General features: G+C 41.4%; 12 protein-coding genes. 8 read left to right on the forward strand and 4 right to left on the reverse strand.

Annotation, left to right across the window (positions count from 1 at the left end):
- Positions 1-159: 159 nt before the first annotated feature.
- The 4 genes from FGM00_RS11365 to FGM00_RS11380 all read right to left on the reverse strand — a co-directional run bounded on the left by FGM00_RS11365 (position 160) and on the right by FGM00_RS11380 (position 4,674).
- On the reverse strand, positions 160-1,833 hold the full coding sequence (locus tag FGM00_RS11365; protein ID WP_138853021.1) for a glycoside hydrolase family 13 protein: 1,674 nt from the start codon (positions 1,831-1,833) through the stop codon (positions 160-162).
- A complete protein-coding gene (locus FGM00_RS11370; protein ID WP_138853022.1) occupies positions 1,834-2,241 on the reverse strand; it encodes a VOC family protein in 408 nt (135 codons plus the stop codon). It abuts the gene before it with no gap.
- A 63-nt stretch (positions 2,242-2,304) separates the two neighbouring features.
- Positions 2,305-3,618 (reverse strand): MFS transporter, encoded by a 1,314-nt coding sequence (locus FGM00_RS11375; RefSeq protein ID WP_138853023.1) that lies wholly within the window; start codon positions 3,616-3,618, stop codon positions 2,305-2,307.
- A 33-nt stretch (positions 3,619-3,651) separates the two neighbouring features.
- Entirely contained in the window at positions 3,652-4,674 is a 1,023-nt protein-coding gene (locus FGM00_RS11380) for a LacI family DNA-binding transcriptional regulator (RefSeq protein WP_138853024.1), read from the reverse strand.
- 333 nt (positions 4,675-5,007) lie between these two features.
- Here FGM00_RS11380 and FGM00_RS11385 point away from each other — a divergent pair, with 333 nt between their 5' ends.
- The 8 genes from FGM00_RS11385 (at position 5,008) to FGM00_RS11420 (ending at position 18,701) form a co-directional block, all read left to right on the forward strand.
- Positions 5,008-7,197, forward strand: coding sequence for a hypothetical protein (locus tag FGM00_RS11385; protein WP_138853025.1), 2,190 nt, complete (start codon positions 5,008-5,010; stop codon positions 7,195-7,197).
- A gap of 136 nt (positions 7,198-7,333) precedes the next feature.
- Complete coding sequence (locus FGM00_RS11390) at positions 7,334-11,422, forward strand: trehalose-6-phosphate synthase (RefSeq protein WP_138853026.1); 4,089 nt, start codon at positions 7,334-7,336, stop codon at positions 11,420-11,422.
- 204 nt (positions 11,423-11,626) lie between these two features.
- The gene (locus FGM00_RS11395) at positions 11,627-12,250 is read left to right on the forward strand and encodes a hypothetical protein (protein ID WP_138853027.1); all 624 of its coding nucleotides are present in this window, start codon (positions 11,627-11,629) and stop codon (positions 12,248-12,250) included.
- Between the two features lie 98 nt (positions 12,251-12,348).
- Positions 12,349-13,035, forward strand: a complete 687-nt coding sequence (locus tag FGM00_RS11400) for a hypothetical protein (RefSeq protein WP_138853028.1) — start codon at positions 12,349-12,351, stop codon at positions 13,033-13,035.
- Complete coding sequence (locus FGM00_RS11405; RefSeq protein ID WP_138853029.1) at positions 13,036-15,159, forward strand: hypothetical protein; 2,124 nt, start codon at positions 13,036-13,038, stop codon at positions 15,157-15,159.
- A gap of 378 nt (positions 15,160-15,537) precedes the next feature.
- Positions 15,538-16,164, forward strand: a complete 627-nt coding sequence (locus tag FGM00_RS11410) for an O-methyltransferase (RefSeq protein WP_175416216.1) — start codon at positions 15,538-15,540, stop codon at positions 16,162-16,164.
- Between the two features lie 191 nt (positions 16,165-16,355).
- Positions 16,356-17,678, forward strand: coding sequence for a vanadium-dependent haloperoxidase (locus FGM00_RS11415; RefSeq protein WP_236262762.1), 1,323 nt, complete (start codon positions 16,356-16,358; stop codon positions 17,676-17,678).
- Positions 17,679-17,831: 153 nt separating this feature from the next.
- Positions 17,832-18,701 carry a pirin family protein gene (locus FGM00_RS11420; protein ID WP_138853031.1) on the forward strand — a complete coding sequence of 290 codons (870 nt, stop codon included), beginning with the start codon at positions 17,832-17,834 and terminating at the stop codon, positions 18,699-18,701.
- The last annotated feature ends 54 nt before the right edge of the window (positions 18,702-18,755 follow it).

The raw sequence follows: 18,755 nt of genomic DNA on the forward strand, positions 1-18,755 counted from the left end.
GATACGGATTTAGACGACCAAGTGTGCAGACTAGCCTTTGCATATTTTCAGGACAATGTTCGGCGACATTAGAGATATCGCCTGAAGCATATTCGTAAATTTATACTGGAAATACAATCAATTCAGGATTCTCAGAATGAACCAAAGATCTCTTACCGGCTAGTCGATTTTGGCGCAATATAGCCCCGCCTCCCATGGTCGAACACTGTATTTCTTATTCTTTTTCCTTGCATAATTCGAAATAATCAAGTCATACGAATGAAAATTCTCGGGCAAATTCAAATCTATGAGCTGTTCAGACATATTGAGTACAATTAAATATGTTCTGTGCTCCCCGGTTCTGGTATATGCAAAAACTTCTTTATGATCTGGTAAGATATCAAAATAATCACCATAGATAAGATCATCGTTCCCCTTTCTTAATTTTAACAATGTTCGGTAAAAATGAAGAACGGATTGTGTATCGCCCAATTGAGTTTCCACATTAATTTCGGTGTAGTTCGGGTTTACCGATAACCAGCTCTTGTTGCCATCGGTAAAACCAGCTTGGTTTTCGGCAGTCCATTGCATGGGAGTACGACTGTGGTCTCTGGACGACTTATTCAACTCGTTCAAATAGGTCTCAGCTTGTACCCCACTTTTTAATATTTGACCGTAATTGCCCCGAATTTCGATATCATCGAATTCTTCAAAAGATTTGAAGGGATAATTGGTCATCCCGATTTCCTCGCCTTGATACAAAAAAGGAGTGCCATACTGCGTAAGCGTTAATAAAGCCAAAAGTTTAGACGAGGCTGCCCTGTACTTCGAAGACGCATTCCCAAATTTGCTAACGCTTCTGGGGTTATCGTGATTGTTGAGAAATACCGTGGGCCAATGAAACTTATCGGTAGCGCTCTGCATTGTGAACAATGCCTTCAATTCTGGTAATGACCACTCTTTCTGTAACCAATTATCTCTCCCGATACGCACAATATCGAATAAAAAAGCCATATCGATTTCTCCCCGCCGTTCATCGGTCATACGCTGCATTAACTCGGCACTGACCCCAAATGCCTCGCCTACGGTAACCGAATCGTATTGTGACAATACCTCACTATTCATTTCCTGCAAATATTCGTGAAGACGCGGACCAGAGGCATATACTATTTCCGGGTTCTTGAGTTGTGTCTTGGTCATATCGGCAAAATCTTGCTGTTTAGAAATTAGGGGTATTACATCCATCCTAAAACCATCGACCCCCTTATCTAACCAAAACTTCATGACACTATGAACTTCTTGCCTCAATTTTGTATTTTCCCAATTTAAATCGGGTTGCTTTTTAGAAAAATAATGCAAATAATATTCCCCTGTCGTATTGTCTTTTTCCCAAGCAGAACCTCCAAAAAAAGAGGGCCAATTATTCGGTTTTTGCCCATCCTTTTCAGCGCGCCATATGTAATAATCCCTATACGGATTGTCTTTTGATAGCTTACTCTCTTCGAACCATGCGTGTTCATCGCTCGAATGGTTGACCACCAAATCTATGATTAATTTTATTCCTCTTTCCTTCAGTTTCTCGAGCATTAAATCAAAATCGGCCATCGTCCCGAATTCGGTCATTACCTCACGGTAATTACGAATATCATACCCATTATCGGCATTGGGGGAATCGAAATGCGGACTGAGCCATACGATATCAATACCGAGTTCGTCTAAATAATCAATCTTAGCGATTATTCCTTGCAAATCACCCATACCGTCACCGTTTGAATCTTTGAAAGACCGTGGGTAAATTTGATAAACTACCTGCTCCTTCCACCACGCCTTTCTGATACCTTTAAATGTTTTCATTTATAAAATCTGATTAAATTCCAATCGTTCACCATCGGGGCCAAGAATATTAAAAAATTTACATCCGTTTTTCCAAAACGGTAAAAACCTGGGCGCATCTTCTAAAATCAGAAAGCCTTCATTCTTTAAATTTTGAAAAACTTCATCGATACCCGCAACATCAAAAGCAATATGGTCAATACTTCCGGCAGTGCGTTTGTTAAGCGCTACCGGCAATTGATAAATCTCAATGACCACCTCCCCACTTTTCATCATCAGAACTTTACCCTCTGCCCCCTCGTGCGTAAAACTCGATTTCATGACCTGTTCGAAACCGAGACTTTTATAAAAATCACTTGACACGTTAAGGTCGCGAACTGGAATGCCAACGTGTTGAATTCGAGAAATTTTAATCTGTCTATTTGTCATTATAGCTAACTTAGGAACTCGTTTTAGTGATTTTCCTTACCCATTATTTAGCAATTATGCGTATCAAAAGTCTGCAGACTTCGTAATGCGAAGACACAATAAGGCCGCCACGACCCAGCATGCACCCGCTAGGACCAAGGCGTTCCTTGGGTCTCCCATTAAAAGACTATCATAGAACAAGGGTAGCGATAGCATCATAAAAATCTGGGGTAAACATACAAATGCGTTCAATAGACCCATGTAAACCCCCATTTTCTCTTGCGGGACCGAGCTGGATACCATCACATAGGGCACGGTACTGACGCCGGCGTTTCCGATACCCATCAAGAAACATAGGGCAAATACACCGCTTATTCCGGATGTAAAATGCATTCCGAGAAAGCCGACCGCCCCTATGATGAGACAAAAAGCATACGTTTTACGAGTACCAACATGCTTGATGATCGAGGGAATCAGAAAAGCAATAATCATCGGAGAAATACCGTAGATGGCAGATCCGATGCCGCCCATCGCAACACCTTCGCTAAACCCGACGTCGGTAGCAAGTGGGGCATTATACACATGCCGCGCTATGGATAAGGATAAATATTGCCACATTAGGGGTAGCGCAAACCACACTAGCAGCTGTACCCACCAAAGCTGTTTCATGACCAAAGGCATGTTTTTAATCGCCTCTAGGATTTCGCGGAAGGAGTCTAAAAAACCACTTTTCGCCCTTTCTTTTTTAAATTGCTCAATATCTTCCGGCGGGTATTCCTTGGTCGTATACCCTGTCCATAATATTGAACCGACTATAACTATCGCACCTACGATGAAGGCATACTTTACGAAATCGGGAACGGTATTCGAATCGGCCGTTGTAGACACCCCAAATTCACCCAATATAAAAGGTAAAAAGCCAATAACAAGACCTCCCGCCCCAACAAGGAACGTTTGCATTGAAAAGCCTAATGGCCGCTGTTTTTTAGGAAGTATATCTCCGACCATGGCTCGAAAAGATTCCATCGAAGAATTGACCGCAGCATCAAGCACCCACATCAGGCCAGCGGCCATCCAAATAAAAGAGGAATAGGGCATGGCGATCAGAGCAATACCTGCAACAATGGCGCCAACTGTAAAATAGGGTCTACGCCTGCCCCATTTACCCCAAGTGTTATCGCCCATTGCCCCGATAATAGGTTGTACTACCAAACCGGTAACAGGGCCTGCCAACCACAAAAGTGGCAGGCTGTGCTCATCGGCTCCCAAGTACCTATAAATAGGGCTCATATTGGCCAGTTGCAGCCCCATACCAAATTGTATGCCCAAAAAGCCGAAACACATATTCCATATTTGGAGTATACTTAACGTTGGTTTTTCCCGAGTTGTTTCATTCATTGTTCAAACGATTAAACATTAACTTAAATTTTTTTATTCAGTCTTCCTAGGTGTTGTTTCTACAAGACCTCCCCGTATTTTCTCACCGATGCTTTGCTGCCGAGGGTTTAAAATATCAGACATTAAAAACTCGACCGACCTCTTGCCTATTTCCTCTAAAGGTTGCCTATAATACATCATTCCGTCAGGCAATATATCATAGAACTCCGCCTCATCGAAACCCATTAGCTCCATCTTTCCCAATGACCGCAGCTTATTCTTAACGGCGTATTTAAGACCGTGTAAAGTGAGTATATTCGTTGCGAACAGAATAGCATCTAATTCAGGATTATCAATCAATAGCGTGTCGATACCCTTATTAACATCTTCACTCAAATTTGCTAAATCTACCGCTATTATCTTAGCGTCGGTTTGAAGGCCAAAGTCATTACAAGCCTCTAAAAAACCTCGTTTTCTTTCCAGAAAATGTGCGTAAGTGTTGTTTTGGGTCACAAATGCGATTTCCTTCTTACCCAGATCCACTAATCTTTTAACGCATTCATATGTTGAGAAATGATTGTCATTTACAACAAAATTGAAAGGTGATTTTGGAAAATACCGATCGATCAAGACATAGGGAATATCCTGCGAATGAATCGCTTGGATTTCTCTTTCACTTTCTTCCGGTGGTACGATGATCAGCCCGTCTACCTCATGATTCATAAACGTATCAAGTAATTTTTTGAATTTTTCAATATTTTCGTCCATACTTCCAATAAGAAGTACATACCCCTTGGCTATTACAATATTCTCTATGATACGGGCGATCTGCGCAGAAAAAGGGTTGGCCAAATCTGCCAATACCAATGCAATCGTATGACTCTTTTTTGTTCTCAAACCCTTTGCCAGAGGATTTGCGCGATAATTGAGCCGTTGGGCAATATCCTTTATCCTTTTTGCAGTCTCTTTATTGATTCTATTAGGATGCCGATCGTTGAGTACATAGGACACAAGAGAAACCGATACGCCGGCTTCTTTTGCAATATCGCTGAGTTTTATCTTTCCCCGTTTTGACATTTTAAATCGTTATGCGCCACACAAACATAATTTATTCAAACGATTGAACAAATTTTTTTAGAGGATAATTGATATGACGTATATCCTTTTTAGACACATCGCCTATGCCTTAGTAGGTCTGAAGTACCGCTTTTATTGCTTAGTAACAACACTGCGCCATTTTCGGGACGGCATCTTAAACAACCGATACAAACCATACTCAAAAAAGGCCTATAAAATTACGATAGCTCATTGGGGGTATTGAAGCCCTTACCACACTTTAGAGAAGAAATGGTCAAATAACCATTGTAGTGAAAAATTGGTTTGAGTTCGAATAACGTAAAACAGACAGTTATGAATACAGAAGAACGCGATATTGAGATGGGACAGGCTGCCACAAGTAATATGCATACCAATGCTATGTACCAAGGATCGCCCAGAGTAGCAGAGACACCAATTAGAAATCCAGACCATGTCGCAATAGACATCCCGGATACGGTTATTCCCCAAGAAACTACCAAGATGAGTAAAGGCCAAGAGCGCATGGCTAAGAAAATTTTGGAATCGCTCTATCCTAATGAACCTGAAATGGTAAAGGATGAGCTAGAAAGATATGCAAAAGACTTCGACACGATAGATCGAAATATCACAGATGATATTGAAGGGCCCGAGGCATTCAATATAGATTTAGAAGTGCCTAAATTGATCTCGGAACCGCAACTAAAAGATTTCTTTAAAAGAGTATTGGATAAATATTCGGCCTTTAGTAAGGCCTCTATCGAAAATGGCTATAAAGAAAAGCCGAAAGAGTGGTTCGAATCGAGAGCCAACCGTGCAAGGCTAGTATTGGTCGAAGCTACCGAACAAAATCTACCTGAAATTGCAAAGGCCGTTTTGAATGCCAGCCCCCTCGAACGTGTGGTGGCGGTAGGTTTGGATGCTGAGATGCAAAGTCGCCTAAAGGAAGAACTTATAACCGCCTGGGAGCAGAATGTAAACGAGCAGTCATCCCCTGGGGCTTACCAACAGAAAGTCTTACAGGCATTAAACGACGAGACCGGGCAAACCGTCAACCGTTTTGAGGATGCCTCTTTGAACCAACTTATGGGACCCCATGACTATTCGGCAAAAACCGATATTACATTCGAAAACATGAGAAATGAACTGGATAAGAACTTTTACTCCAAAATCGATGAAATTATACTTTATGGCAACACTCCACAATTGGCCCAAGAATTACCACAATTAGCAAAAAACTCAGAAGCCATTCAATCATTGGCCATCAAGGCCGCCCCATTTAATGAGGCCGATAACTCGCTGTTTTGGACCGCAGCCCTAGATGGTGTAGCAGAACCTCTCGCACATTTGACTACGGCAAAAAATCCAGGCCAAATTCTCGAAACGGGGAAATTTAAAATGAACCCGGATTTCGAAAAAATCTTCAACGAGAGGGTCGAGGAAGAAGGGCTAAATGCCCGAGACGCTAAGTTCCTTAAAGAAATGTTAACGAGCAAGAGTTTGTACATGAACAATTTGAGCCCGCAATTATATGCCACCACCATTACAAAAGCGCAATCCGGTCTGAACGGGAAAGGTGCCATTGTCGTGGGAGATGCATTACCTTGGGGTATAATGGGGCGAATTGTGGCAACGGCTTATGGAGCGCGTTTTGCGGTAAATTCTACAATGATCGATACCGCCAATGATATGCATCAGGAAGATCAAGAAAAAATGCTCGGGTATCGAGGCATGTACAACACCCTGCTGGTCGATTCTATCAACAAATCGCCAGAAGAACCTGTACAAAATGTAGTCAAAGAATTGGTCAAAGGTTTTGCTGCGATAGAGAAGGACCCCGAAATTATAAGACAGGACAAACAAGGTGCTTCGGAACGGGTGTTTTCACTTATGCATGCAAATAATACCAATAATAAGAATGAACGCGGAATCAAACTAATTACCCCACAACCGTTAAACTTCTTTTACGGGGTCGCGGCGACCTCAGTTGGTCTTGGTTTATCTATCACTGCTGTTGGAGCCTCTATTGCATTTCCGATAGTGGGCGCAAGTGTGTTTGCCGCTTCAACAGGTCTTCTTGCAGCATCGCTACTGACTCAAAAATCGGCCAATTCAACCCACATGTCGCGATGGCATCGGGCATCGGCGAGGGCACGCGGCACTTTCAAAAATGCACAGGATAAAAGGGACAAACTTGTCATGGACCGCACTACCGAAATTATAGGACAACGTTCGGGCCCATCCCAAGACCAAACGATGCAACAAGATTTATATCAAGAGCAATCTCGGGAAAGCCGGGTAGAAGCGAATGTGCAACCAAGTGTTCCTCTAAACGAAGGGGTTCGTAACGAAAGGATGCCCACTTCCCCTTCTGAGAGCAATTCAATAATGGAGTCTACCAGTGATGACAGGTCCGAACTCTTAGTAGGTTTAAGGGTACCATCGAATAGTGGAATGGCGCAGCGTAGCAATCGGTCACCTGGCGCTTCCACAAAAAGTTCAATACCCACTCAAATGAAACCTTAGCCTTATCTATTTAATACTCACGAAATACATAAAATGAATCCCGTCTTACTAGCGAAGACTACTCCAAAATCTGGTTTTAAAACGACTTGAATACTCTTAATTAAATCGAAACATAAATAAAATTAAAAAGCTGAAAATGGAAAATAACAAAAAAGCCGTTTACATCGCCTCTAGTGCGAACATCATGAAAGTTGCAAAGGACAAGATTACCAAGGAATGGAAGGCCGACCAAAAATCCGGCGGTGGTGTAGCACCGGGCATCAATGATGCGATACCAACCGAAGGGTACAAGAAGAATTATTGGTTAGGCATCATGGAGGCACCTGAAGGTTTCGATCCAGAGAATGATCCTGATAAGGCAAAGGCCGCTATTCGATCTTATGAAGAAAAAAATAATATCCCGGAAGGTCAAAATGAATTTATTTTTGTCGAAAAAGAAACCTTTGACGAATTTTACAAAGGGGCTACGAATGGCATTACCTGGCCATTGATACACAGCATGCCCGAAAAAATAGACCCTAACAGGGATTTAAACTCCCACACCCCGGTAGATTGGGAATTTACCGAAACCCTCTTGAAAAAAATCAACTCGGACATCAATGATGACGACAAACCCGAAATAAAAAATTACAACGACGTGGTTGTGTGGGTACATGACTACCATGTTTTTCAGGTACCGGGAATGTTAAAAGAGGCCATTCAGAATCAAAACGATTATTATACAAAAGTAGAATACAACGCTAGCCAAGGCGAAGAACCTGCAGCCTTAGAAAAGGAAAAAATTGTCGGAGAAGCGATTGAAGGAAATATAAACGTCTCCTTTTTTCATCACGAAACCTGGGCCAATATTGCCCCGGGAAGAGAACCGGAAGGTTATGACCCTGAAAAATCGAAAGTCTTCTATATGGGTAAAGCCGACGCTTCCGAGGAAAGAATCGCTACTATGAACGATCGTTTCAAAGATATACTTACAAAATTGGTCGATTCGGATAGTATTGGCTTTCATACACAACTAGATTCGAATAATTTTGTCCAGACCATTGAAAATTTCGGTATCGCTGCCAACACAAAAGAACTGGAGCATATAAAGAATAAATGCTATGTCAACCCTATCGGAATACCGAAAGCCAGGCTCGAGAGAGAATTTAATGAAAGGGTACCGGTTTTAAAAACCGGGTTAGAGAATACCGAACAAAAAGAAACGGATTTTGTTAAGAATCTTAAGCAGAACCATAAGGCAGTAGTTGATAGTCTTGACTATATGAAGGAAAGGATAGGGTCGATTTCCGAATCCGAAGACCATCGCGAAATACTGAATAAGACATTGCTAGACGATAAAGCTGATATAGCAACAAAATTAAATAACATCAGGGCCAACGCAGCTAATGAAGACATCAAAAATAATATAGCCGAAATACAGGCCAAAATCGATCTTATAGATGTACTAGCCGCAATCTCGGAAAAAAAGCTGAACAATCCTGAAAAGGTTGAAGCACTTCTACAAAAAGCCGAAATGGCAGGCTTGCAAAATAGTGTCACTGCGATTTGGGGTAGCGAAGAAAATGAATCCCAAAAAATTAGAAAGTTGAAAATTCTTGGCAAGGGAATAAATCCCGGGGCAGCCTTACAAGAGCTATCACAAAAAGCCACAACAAACGAACAAACTGAAAAGGATTTACTCAGTATTAAGGCGAATATTGCAACCTACGACACGAATGCAAAGGTTTTCGAAAGTATTAAAGCGAACCCAAGTAAATTAATCAATAAAATGAGCGAGGCAGCGCAAAAAATAGAAAAAGGAAACGCCTCCCTTCACGACTATCAGACCGTGATGGAAAAGGCGTATTTTAATTCGGAAAAAGTGCATATTGCTTCGGTTCAACGCTTTGATTATACGAAAGGTATCGAACCCTCCTTAAATGCATATCGAGATTTTTTAAGGGAAAAAGCTAGTACGGGAGTGAGCAACCCGGGCGAAACCTATCAATTTAATCTGGTTACAGGAGCTGGAAGATCGTCCCCGATAAAAGCATATGACGAGTACCAACAATTGGTCGAGAACCAGATCAAAGAAATAAATGAAGAATTTCCGGGAGCGGTATATCACTACCAACAAGGAATCGCCAACGCGGAGATGACGGTTTTCGATGCGATGAACGACCTTCAAATGGCCACCTCCATAAAAGATGGTTACATTTTATCGGTCGGAGAAATGATAGATGCCAGAAATCGGGCATTGAACCATCCCGATGTGGAAACACTCCTAACGCATAAAGCTTCAGGAGCGATAATAAGTACAGGTGCGGGCATTGCAGAAGACCTTGGAGGATTGGAACGAAAATCCCGCTTTGAGAGCCTTTCGTTAGAAGAACCAAAAGCCAATATACTATTAAAAGCCTTGCACAGGCAAACCGATAACATAGATACGCTTAGAGGGCAGCAGAAAACAATCGATAGTATGGATCAGCGTACTGATTTGAATGAATCAGAAAAAAACGATCTGATAAAGCTAAAAACCAATGTAGAGGCGAATTCAGGGGATTATCAAAAAATGGTAGCGGCTATTACCGATGCAGATACAAAATTTGGTAATACGGCTTTTGCTAAAATAGGGGAATCAAGCAAAAAAAACACAGCTAACCAGGAGCAAGCGGATATTTTCAGCAAAGAACCTATCAAAAACTATATCGTTACCGACAATGATGGCACTATGACCTCCTTTGTACCATTAGAGCGCAAAGACGAGGCCGGGCCAACGAAAGAGGCGCTGGAAAAATTAAGGCAGTACAGTTTTGATAATCCCGATACTGGTATCGCTATCCTTTCTGGTCGAAAAAACGGGGAATTAAACAATTTTTATAAAGAGGCCATGCGACCCGACACCGAAGGTAGAAGACCAAAAATAGTACTGGCTTCGGAAAATGGTGCCTTTATGCAGTTTAAACCTATCGACTCGAACTCTGGGGATATTTCGGTGTCCAATAATAGAATGCATGCGTTAGCTAAACCCTTGGAACAAGAACTAAAAGATGAAATAATCAAGATGATGGGCACCGCTGCGGGAAATCATTTTACTACCGATTCAAATGATACGGCGAAACATCTATGGATCAAAGCAGAAGTAAAGAAATACGGCTTTACGGCACACTATCGGGAACCTCGAAAAACGGATAGCCCCGAAACCGATGCCGATAATTTGAAGCTTTTCGAAGCAATAAAATCTGAAATCAAAGCCGGTTTAAAACAAATCGGAGAGGCTAATGAAATGGAAGTGCATTTGGGTGCGACAAACTCCTATACCATTGAACGGGTATCTAAGGGCACAACTTTAGAAGATCTCGCCAATAATACGGAGAAAATTCAGCAATTGTTTCAAACGCAAGGTTTGGTTACAGAGAAACCGCTCTCAATGAGTTATTCCGGCGATGATACGGGCGACCGACCTGCGCTTACGAAACTGAACGAAAAGCTTGCTGCCGGAGAATTGAAAGGCTACACTTCCCGACCGAATAATCTAACGCCTTATGACCCGGAGCCCCGAGAGCCAAACGGACCGGAAGAAGTATTTGTACCCGATACCTTTTATATTTTAGGTAGCAATGAGAAGACCGCCCAGCAAATGCATCAGGAGAATTTTATGGACAAAGAGGCATTTAACAGTTTAAACGATTTAAGGGAAAGTCTTAGCAATGCAGCTTTAATGCCTGGTCAAAACGAGGGTGAACTACCACCAATCGTTTTACTCGACTCTGATGCGATTCTCATTCAAAAACCCAAAGAATATCCGGCAGAGCGTTTGGCGAACTTTGCTTCTGACTTTAAGGGTAAAGTAGTTCTTGTCGCAGATGAACAGCACAATGAAAATCTGGAACGTCTGGCTAGGGAGCATAAAAATCTTAATGTGGTTACACCATCAGGTAAATTTTATCAACCAGCAAGTTGGAGCTATAAAACCATAGGCCAAGGTTTCGAGAAAGCAAAAGATTCAAATAAGGTCATATCCACAGACCCTGTTAGAGCTAGTGAAATACAATTTTTGAGGGCTGTACAAACCCTTTTTAATGTGCAACAAACACAGTTGCTGACGAAGCAAGAGCAGCCCAAAGTCAGTTCTTTTTTGAGTGAACTGGCCAATTCTCCCTCGCGCGGAGATGGCAGAATAACTCCGGCCGCAAAGAGCTTGAAAAAAGAGAACAAACCCAAAATGAAACGTGCATGGAAATAATAAATGATAAAACAAAAATAAAACTGTTGAGAAGCTAAATTGAGAATCCCGGTATATCTCGTCTATTTCCAGAGCAGGAATATGATATGATGTACCGGATTCCATTTTACTTGCGATAGTTTCTATGAAAAAAAGCTACGAGACGGTTTACACTAACTATACGTAAACATGGTCGTAGCAACAAATGAATAAACTCTTACCCAGATGAACAAGAATATACCGAACGAATCGACAGAAATAACGCAAGGCGTAATTGAACTTTACGACTTACTCAAAGGTGCAATTAACGCGAAGGAAACCACTAGTAAAACGGCGGTAGCTACCGAATTAATGAAGGAGCCAAATATTATCAATGCCCTTGAATCTGCGGTCGACATCCTAAATGCATCCTTAGATTCGGATCGAGAGCGAATAGAATCGTTCAAAGAGCTTCTTGAATTGGACAAGGCAATCGTAAAGGGGAGTCAAGAAGATTTAGACCACATACTACAGACCACTCCGTTTGATAAGAATATGGTAACAAGATCTACGGAAGTACTCTCGCTTGATATCAAGAATAGGATAAAGACTGAAAAAGCCATCGATTCAACTGCATCAAAAATGGCTAATGATAGCAAAATACTGGAATTTTTTCAGGATATAATGCCAGCACAACAGCAAACAGTAGACATAAAACCCGAAAACCTTGTCGATACCGCTTTGAGTAGTCTCAAAACCCCTCTCAACACTGAACGGGTTCTGGCGCAAGAAAGCAAGGAAACCTTATCTGCAAAGATCAATACATCGGCGACTTTGAAATCGGCGAAACAGCAAAAAAAGGGTATGTAAAAAATATAATTAACATTTCTCGCCTAAGAAAAGTGTACCTGCTTACAGTACTAGCCAAAAGTAGCGATTCTCTATGGCTACTATTAAATCTTTAACTTATGGAATCTCTACAGGATACAATCGATTCTCCCGTTGAAAGAACGAAAGCTGATCGTTTTCACAAAGGTGTGGTAACTATTCTCGCCGGTATTTATGAAAAGCAGCCCTCCCGTAGTACTGGCAATAGCAATCCCATCGATATGGATTTGGATGCCGCACTCGAAATCTGGAAAGATCATACGAAATCCTGGCCAGCGGTATACGGCGAACAAGGTCAAATCAATGATGAATATCGCCAAGCAATTATAAAAGCGATTCAAAATACCCTAGAAGCCATTGATGCATTCTTAGGACCGAGTAAGATTTTTACCGATACTCAAATCAACGATACGAACGAGGTTTTGCTAGGTATTAAAGATGTAATAAAAATACCGCGTATCCTCCATAGCATTCAAGATAGCGATTCCATAACCGGTGCGTTTTTTCGGGATATGGTCACCAACCAGGCATTATGGGATGTTGAAGGGGCACACATTCAGATCATGAGCGATTTAGCACATGTCATGACGAATATTGCGCAAACAAAGCTGAACGATGACAGCCATGCTTTAAGAACTAACTTGCAAAATGCATTATCAACCCTATTCAGTACCGATATAAGCTCATATGGTGTCTGTGCCGGTGGCTTCGCACAGAAAATGAGAGATGCAAAAGATCAATTGCAAATATCGCCTGAAGATACCTAATTGACCTACTGGAATAGCCATATCAGCAATGTTATAAATCAAACCACCGCTGGTGAACCACATTCTATATTGGCGGTTGTAGATCAAGAGAATCAAACGCATATCCCTCCCACAATCGATTACCTAGCCGGGGTATCTAAAAATCTCGTAGTAAAAAAAGATAATTTTATAGAAAATGTGCTTCGTCAATTTCGAATCGAACATTATCGATTGATAATTGATGCCGTTTCTAATTTCCCCAAATACTTAGCCAACCGCCTCGAAGACCAAATAAATGAATCGTTGCAAAATTTCGAAGGCCTGGAAGACCATGAAAAGAACAATAAACTCGACGAATTTTATACTAGTGACCTACAACCGTTTATGCCAAATGATTATAGTAGCGAGTTTAAGCAAAATGCGTTTGACGATCATACCTCTACTTTCAAGAGCGAAGCCTTGGTCAAAGAAGAGGCAAAGCAAGAACTGACTTCACTTGTCGGCAAAGTAGTCGGGGTTTCGGATTTAACATTAAATGAAATGGCTGCATTTATTGTTTCATTAGAAATGCAAATGCAACCCTATAAACCTGAATTTTTGCACCAAAGTGCATTATATTGTTCATATGCGTTAAAAGGCGATCTTGAGGCATTACCGAAAATTTTGAATATTCACTTTGCTGATAACCAAGTGAAGCTGATTCAAACCACACTTCTAAATTTGATAAACTTAAAGGATCAAGCTGCCATAAAAAGGGTCGCGAATTCCATCAGTCCCGAACCGATTGCCGCTATATTTGCTGTTACCCTTGCTAAACTTACATCCATTAATGACAGGAGATCGGTTTCTTTTCTACGGGATTCATGCCCCGACCACTTAAAGCTTCCCATATTCGCCAAAGCCCTCCTGTTATCGGTAGAGCAGAGAAACCGTCCGGGATTAGGTTTAATTATAGATGCCTGCCCTTTAGATCTAAGAACTGCGGTTATTATTACCGCGCTTTTAAAATGTATCGAAAAAAAATCAGCAGTTGCCTTGACCATGTCATTGAATGCCTGCCCAGATGAATTGAAGACAAAGGAGATGTTCAGTACCCTGATGGACGGTTGTCTTCGAGAGCCTGAATTGGATATCCTTAAAACTGTTACAAGCCAATGCCCCTCTAGCCTGCAAGTAGACGTTTTGTCCGACGCGCTCTATGCTTGTGCTTCGAAAGGCTCTGTAGAGGAGACGCTTTTTTTTATTGATGGTTGCCCTCATGAGCAAATATCGCCCGTTTTTCAGAGCGTATTATTGGATGGCGCGAGATGTAATAACAAAAATGTATTGGCAATCATCAGCCATACCTATCCCGTACCATTAAAAGCGGAAATATTCTTAAACGCACTACTGCAGAGTGTAGGTGAAGCTAACGAAAGTATGGCCAATTTGATTCAGCAAGCCTGCCCTGCTAAATTTAAAAAGAAAATTTTCACGGAAACATTACGGGAGTTTACGTTAAAGGGGCGGGAAGATTCTGTAGCGCTGACAAGCAAACTAGATTTCAATTGCGATAAAGTTAAATTGTTCTCTAGCGTACTTAAGCATTCGGATATTTATCAAAATCCCGATGCTATGCGAATTTTGACAACCAATTGTCCCCAAGACCTAAAGAGAGGGGTTTTTTACACTTCATTAATGACTTTTGCCAAAAAAAATAGACCCGAAGCGTTTACCGAGCTGTTGAATTTGTGCCCTTCGTCGCTTAAAACGCAAGATATGTTCGTGTCTTTCATGAGCGAGTGTATTCAGTCATGGCATGCCGTAGCATTCGAAGTCATAAAGGATGCCTGCCCGATTGATTTTAAGGAAGCGATGCATATAAAAGCAGTCGAAGAAAGTGCTAAAGAAGTAAATTCACAACGGTTGGAGTATGTAATGAACAGCTGCCCTGAAGAATTAAAGGAGAGGGTATTTGATCAGGCAAATATAGCTTTCAAACCGAGCAATTTTAACGATGATCCGGAAGATCCTTCCCAATCAAGAACCTTTTCGATGTCGGCAATGACATTAGCATTAAATCAAAACGAAAAAAGATCACACGAAGAAGGAAATCAGGGCTCAGATCATAAAAAAAGCAATGCTTATAAAAAACTTAAGAGATGATAACCCAGTAGCCCGTTTGAAAATGGCCAAGCACTACCTTTTTCAAAAGACCAACTACTACACAATAAGTACGACAACTTCATAGCAATTCCCATAAGGGAAATTTAAATAATCACCTATGTAAAATGGTGCAAAAATTGAACTTTTCACCTAATCCCGAATAGCCGAAAATTCGAAATGATAGTAGAGAAAATAAAGAAACATCTAACCATCTCCCATACAAGAATTCGTCAAAATAGAGAATTATGGAAGATGGCACAATACGAAAACAGAACCTTACAAACAGTTATAGATTGTTTCCTTAGGACCAAGAATTCGAATCATACTATTGAAAATCGTGGTGCATTTTTAAACTGTGAGAACTTCAGGCAAAAGCTAATGCAAGATGAAACTTTGGTCACCTACGATGTTTTCGACTCTCAGGATACGGCTGCGGTGAAAGAGATTTGCAAGAATGCTGCCTCTGGCAACAAATGGTGTGAATTTTTATACTCCCTGACCAAAATAAGCGATACGCCTATCGTTCTTGAGATGGGTACGAATCTTGGTATATCAGGGTGTTATATTTTAGAGGCGATCAAGAATATTTCAGGGAGCCGTATGATAACCTTGGAGGGGCTTCCCCAATTATGCGAAATTTCCGAAACCCAATTCGCCTTAATTGCAGCAAAGTCAAAGTATGATATTAGACAGGGTTTGTTCGACGATACGTTTCCCGTTCTGCTGAACGAAGACATAAAGTTCAATCTCATCTTTATCGATGGTAACCATAAAAAAGATTCGACCATTGACTACTTTAAAAATTTAAAATCGAAAATTGACTCTTCGGCGATATTCGTGTTTGATGATATCAATTGGTCGGCTGGTATGAGAGAAGCTTGGAATAGCATCAAAAAAGATAAGGATGTCAATTTTGCCATCGATCTCAATCGACAAGGAATTATTATCGTAGATTATGAGGAAAAGTTAAAAAATATCACATTTAAGCTACACCTCGCTTATTAAATAAATTGAATTGCACGCTTCTATAAACAAACTCGGAGGTATTTTACAACTTGAGATACTCATATTGGTGATCAGCCGTAAAAATCATGAATCAATCAATTTTCAACTGCCTATAAAAACAAGTTATATTTAGAAGAATTAGGATAAGAATAGTGCTATTTTTGTATCCATTTTTATAAAATCACTAGGTCATGCGTCATCTGCATCCGAATAAAAATCCCAAGTATTTATTACTCATAAGTTGTATCCTCTGGTCTACGTGTTCAATGGCTCTTTTTGCACAATCCGGAAAGAGGGTCTACCGTCCGTTTTTGTTCTCCTTGAAAGTCGAGGAAGTGACCAGATCCGTACCCGATATCAAGACGGAAATCGAAACCATTGTTTCCGCGCAAGAACTTGTAAACGATAGTTTGCTGCAAGAAGCGCGTTACTGGAACTCGGCCTACCCCTCGTATCGCTGGCACCAAATCATGGTTGAAGCGGGCAAACGCACCAAAGGCCATAAAAACGGAGGTCGTATGGCCATACTCCACTTGGCAATTTACGATGCCTTGGCCGAAGTGTGGAAACATAAGCAGGGCAAAGAACGATTGGCCCCGTTTCAAGAACATTCCCAGATTGAAAAATGGGGAAGTCCTGTGGGCTATTCCTCATATATCTGTGAATATAGTGCCGTAGCGGCAGCGGCGCAGCGGGTTATCGGTTATTATTTCCCAGAAGAACAAGCGTTTTTAGATAATAAATTAAAGCAATTTAAAAAAGCACGTTTACGTTCGGGATTACAGTACCCTAATGATATAGAGATGGGAATGGCCATTGGCGCGAACATCGCAGAAAAATACATCGGTTATGCAAAAACCGACCGCACGGATAAGGTATGGAATGGTGCTGTACCTGATGACAAAACCTTATGGAGCGGTAAACCCGGTAAATGGGATCCGATGAAGCGACAATGGAAACCTTTTACCTTACTATCGGCCGATCAGTTCAGACCAGCGCCGCCACCTTCTGATTGGTCATCGGAAATGGAAGAGCTTCGTCAATTCAACAAAAACCACCAAAGTAGTGATATTGCCTGGAAATGGAAAAGTGAACCCGTTTGGGACTTATTATTAGAGCGGAAAATACTTGAATATGGCCTTGATCCGTTTCAAGCCGCCCAAGCCAGTGCTCTTTTTCATACCGCACGTTTCGATGCAACAATTGCAGCGTGGGATGGAAAATACCACTTTTGGGGCATCCGTCCGTTTCAATATGACCCAGATTTCAAGCCTATCCTTATCGAGACTCCTAATTTTCCGGGCTATCCGGCTGGGCATACTACCGTGGCGGGAGCGTTGTCGACTACATTGACACACCTCTTTCCTTTAGATGCCCCCTATTTTCAGGAACTGGCGATAGAATGTTCCGAATCGCGTTTTGAAGGCGGTGTTCATTTTAGAACCGACAATGAAGTGGGGCTCAAAGTCGGCGAAAAGGTAGGACGGCAGGTTATTGAGAAATTTTTGGAATAAATAGTCCAGAACATGATACGTTAGGAGTATGAAAAGTGGGAATACCTCTTATCTTAGTATCATGATTTAGAGCCTTATATTTTGAGAAGCTCAGGATTTTCTTTTCAAGACCTGATGCATAATCAATCGTAAAAAAATTGTTAAAAAACAGAGATGTCAAATATCACAACGGTAATACCGGAAAGAGCAGCGGATATCGGCAACTTTAAAGTAGGCCGCCTACTGCCTTTTAGAAAAAAAAGAATGGTAGGGCCTTTTGTATTTATAGACCATATGGGTCCCGCAAATATGTCTGAAGATGAAAATTTAGATGTCGGGCCTCACCCACATATCGGACTTTCCACGTTGACTTTTCTTTTTGAAGGGAGCATTGTCCATAAGGATAGCATAGGTACGGAAATCGAAATTAATCCTGGCGCGGTAAACTGGATGACCGCTGGTAAAGGCGTAGTGCATTCAGAACGTACGCCAGAACGATTACGAGCTAAGAAGAAATCGCTTCACGGATTACAGATTTGGGTTGCATTGCCTAAAGAGCTTGAACAAATGGAGCCTTCGTTTCACCATACGGAAGCGGATAAATTACCGACTTGGGAAGAAGATGGCCTAACATATAAGCTGATTGCAGGAAAAGTATTTGGAAAAGAATCACCTGTTCCCGTACACAGCGCCTTGTTTTTTATAGAAATTAAAAGTACCAAAAGGCAGGTGGTAGACTGTGGTGGAGAGTTGTTTGGTGAAAGCGGTCTTTATATATTGAAAGGTGCGATGTATAGTGAAGGGCATACCTATGAGCCGAAACAATTATTAGTGGCCAAAGAAGCAACACTTTGCGCTTTTGAAATGGCGGCCAACTCAACCATTTACATCTTCGGTGGAAAACCGTTTCCTGAAGGAAGAACGATACATTGGAATTTTGTATCTTCCGACAAGGCCCTTATCGATAAAGCGCGTAAAGATTGGGTAGCGCAAAAGTTTCCTAAAGTTCCTGGAGAAACTGAGTTTGTGCCATTGCCGGAATAAGTTTTAGTGCAGGTAGTCATCAAAAAAATGTACTAAGTTCTGAAGCAGTTTGGA

It is taken from the genome of Aggregatimonas sangjinii (assembly GCF_005943945.1).
Classification (GTDB): Bacteria; Bacteroidota; Bacteroidia; order Flavobacteriales; family Flavobacteriaceae; genus Pelagihabitans; species Pelagihabitans sangjinii.

What these genes read in the sequence shown, in the direction of transcription:
- FGM00_RS11365 (WP_138853021.1), bottom strand. Translation starts at nt 1,833, where the DNA reads ATGAAAACATTTAAAGGTATCAGAAAGGCGTGGTGGAAGGAGCAGGTA.
- FGM00_RS11370 (WP_138853022.1), bottom strand. Translation starts at nt 2,241, where the DNA reads ATGACAAATAGACAGATTAAAATTTCTCGAATTCAACACGTTGGCATT.
- FGM00_RS11375 (WP_138853023.1), bottom strand. Translation starts at nt 3,618, where the DNA reads ATGAATGAAACAACTCGGGAAAAACCAACGTTAAGTATACTCCAAATA.
- FGM00_RS11380 (WP_138853024.1), bottom strand. Translation starts at nt 4,674, where the DNA reads ATGTCAAAACGGGGAAAGATAAAACTCAGCGATATTGCAAAAGAAGCC.
- FGM00_RS11385 (WP_138853025.1), top strand. Translation starts at nt 5,008, where the DNA reads ATGAATACAGAAGAACGCGATATTGAGATGGGACAGGCTGCCACAAGT.
- FGM00_RS11390 (WP_138853026.1), top strand. Translation starts at nt 7,334, where the DNA reads ATGGAAAATAACAAAAAAGCCGTTTACATCGCCTCTAGTGCGAACATC.
- FGM00_RS11395 (WP_138853027.1), top strand. Translation starts at nt 11,627, where the DNA reads ATGAACAAGAATATACCGAACGAATCGACAGAAATAACGCAAGGCGTA.
- FGM00_RS11400 (WP_138853028.1), top strand. Translation starts at nt 12,349, where the DNA reads ATGGAATCTCTACAGGATACAATCGATTCTCCCGTTGAAAGAACGAAA.
- FGM00_RS11410 (WP_175416216.1), top strand. Translation starts at nt 15,538, where the DNA reads ATGCAAGATGAAACTTTGGTCACCTACGATGTTTTCGACTCTCAGGAT.
- FGM00_RS11415 (WP_236262762.1), top strand. Translation starts at nt 16,356, where the DNA reads ATGCGTCATCTGCATCCGAATAAAAATCCCAAGTATTTATTACTCATA.
- FGM00_RS11420 (WP_138853031.1), top strand. Translation starts at nt 17,832, where the DNA reads ATGTCAAATATCACAACGGTAATACCGGAAAGAGCAGCGGATATCGGC.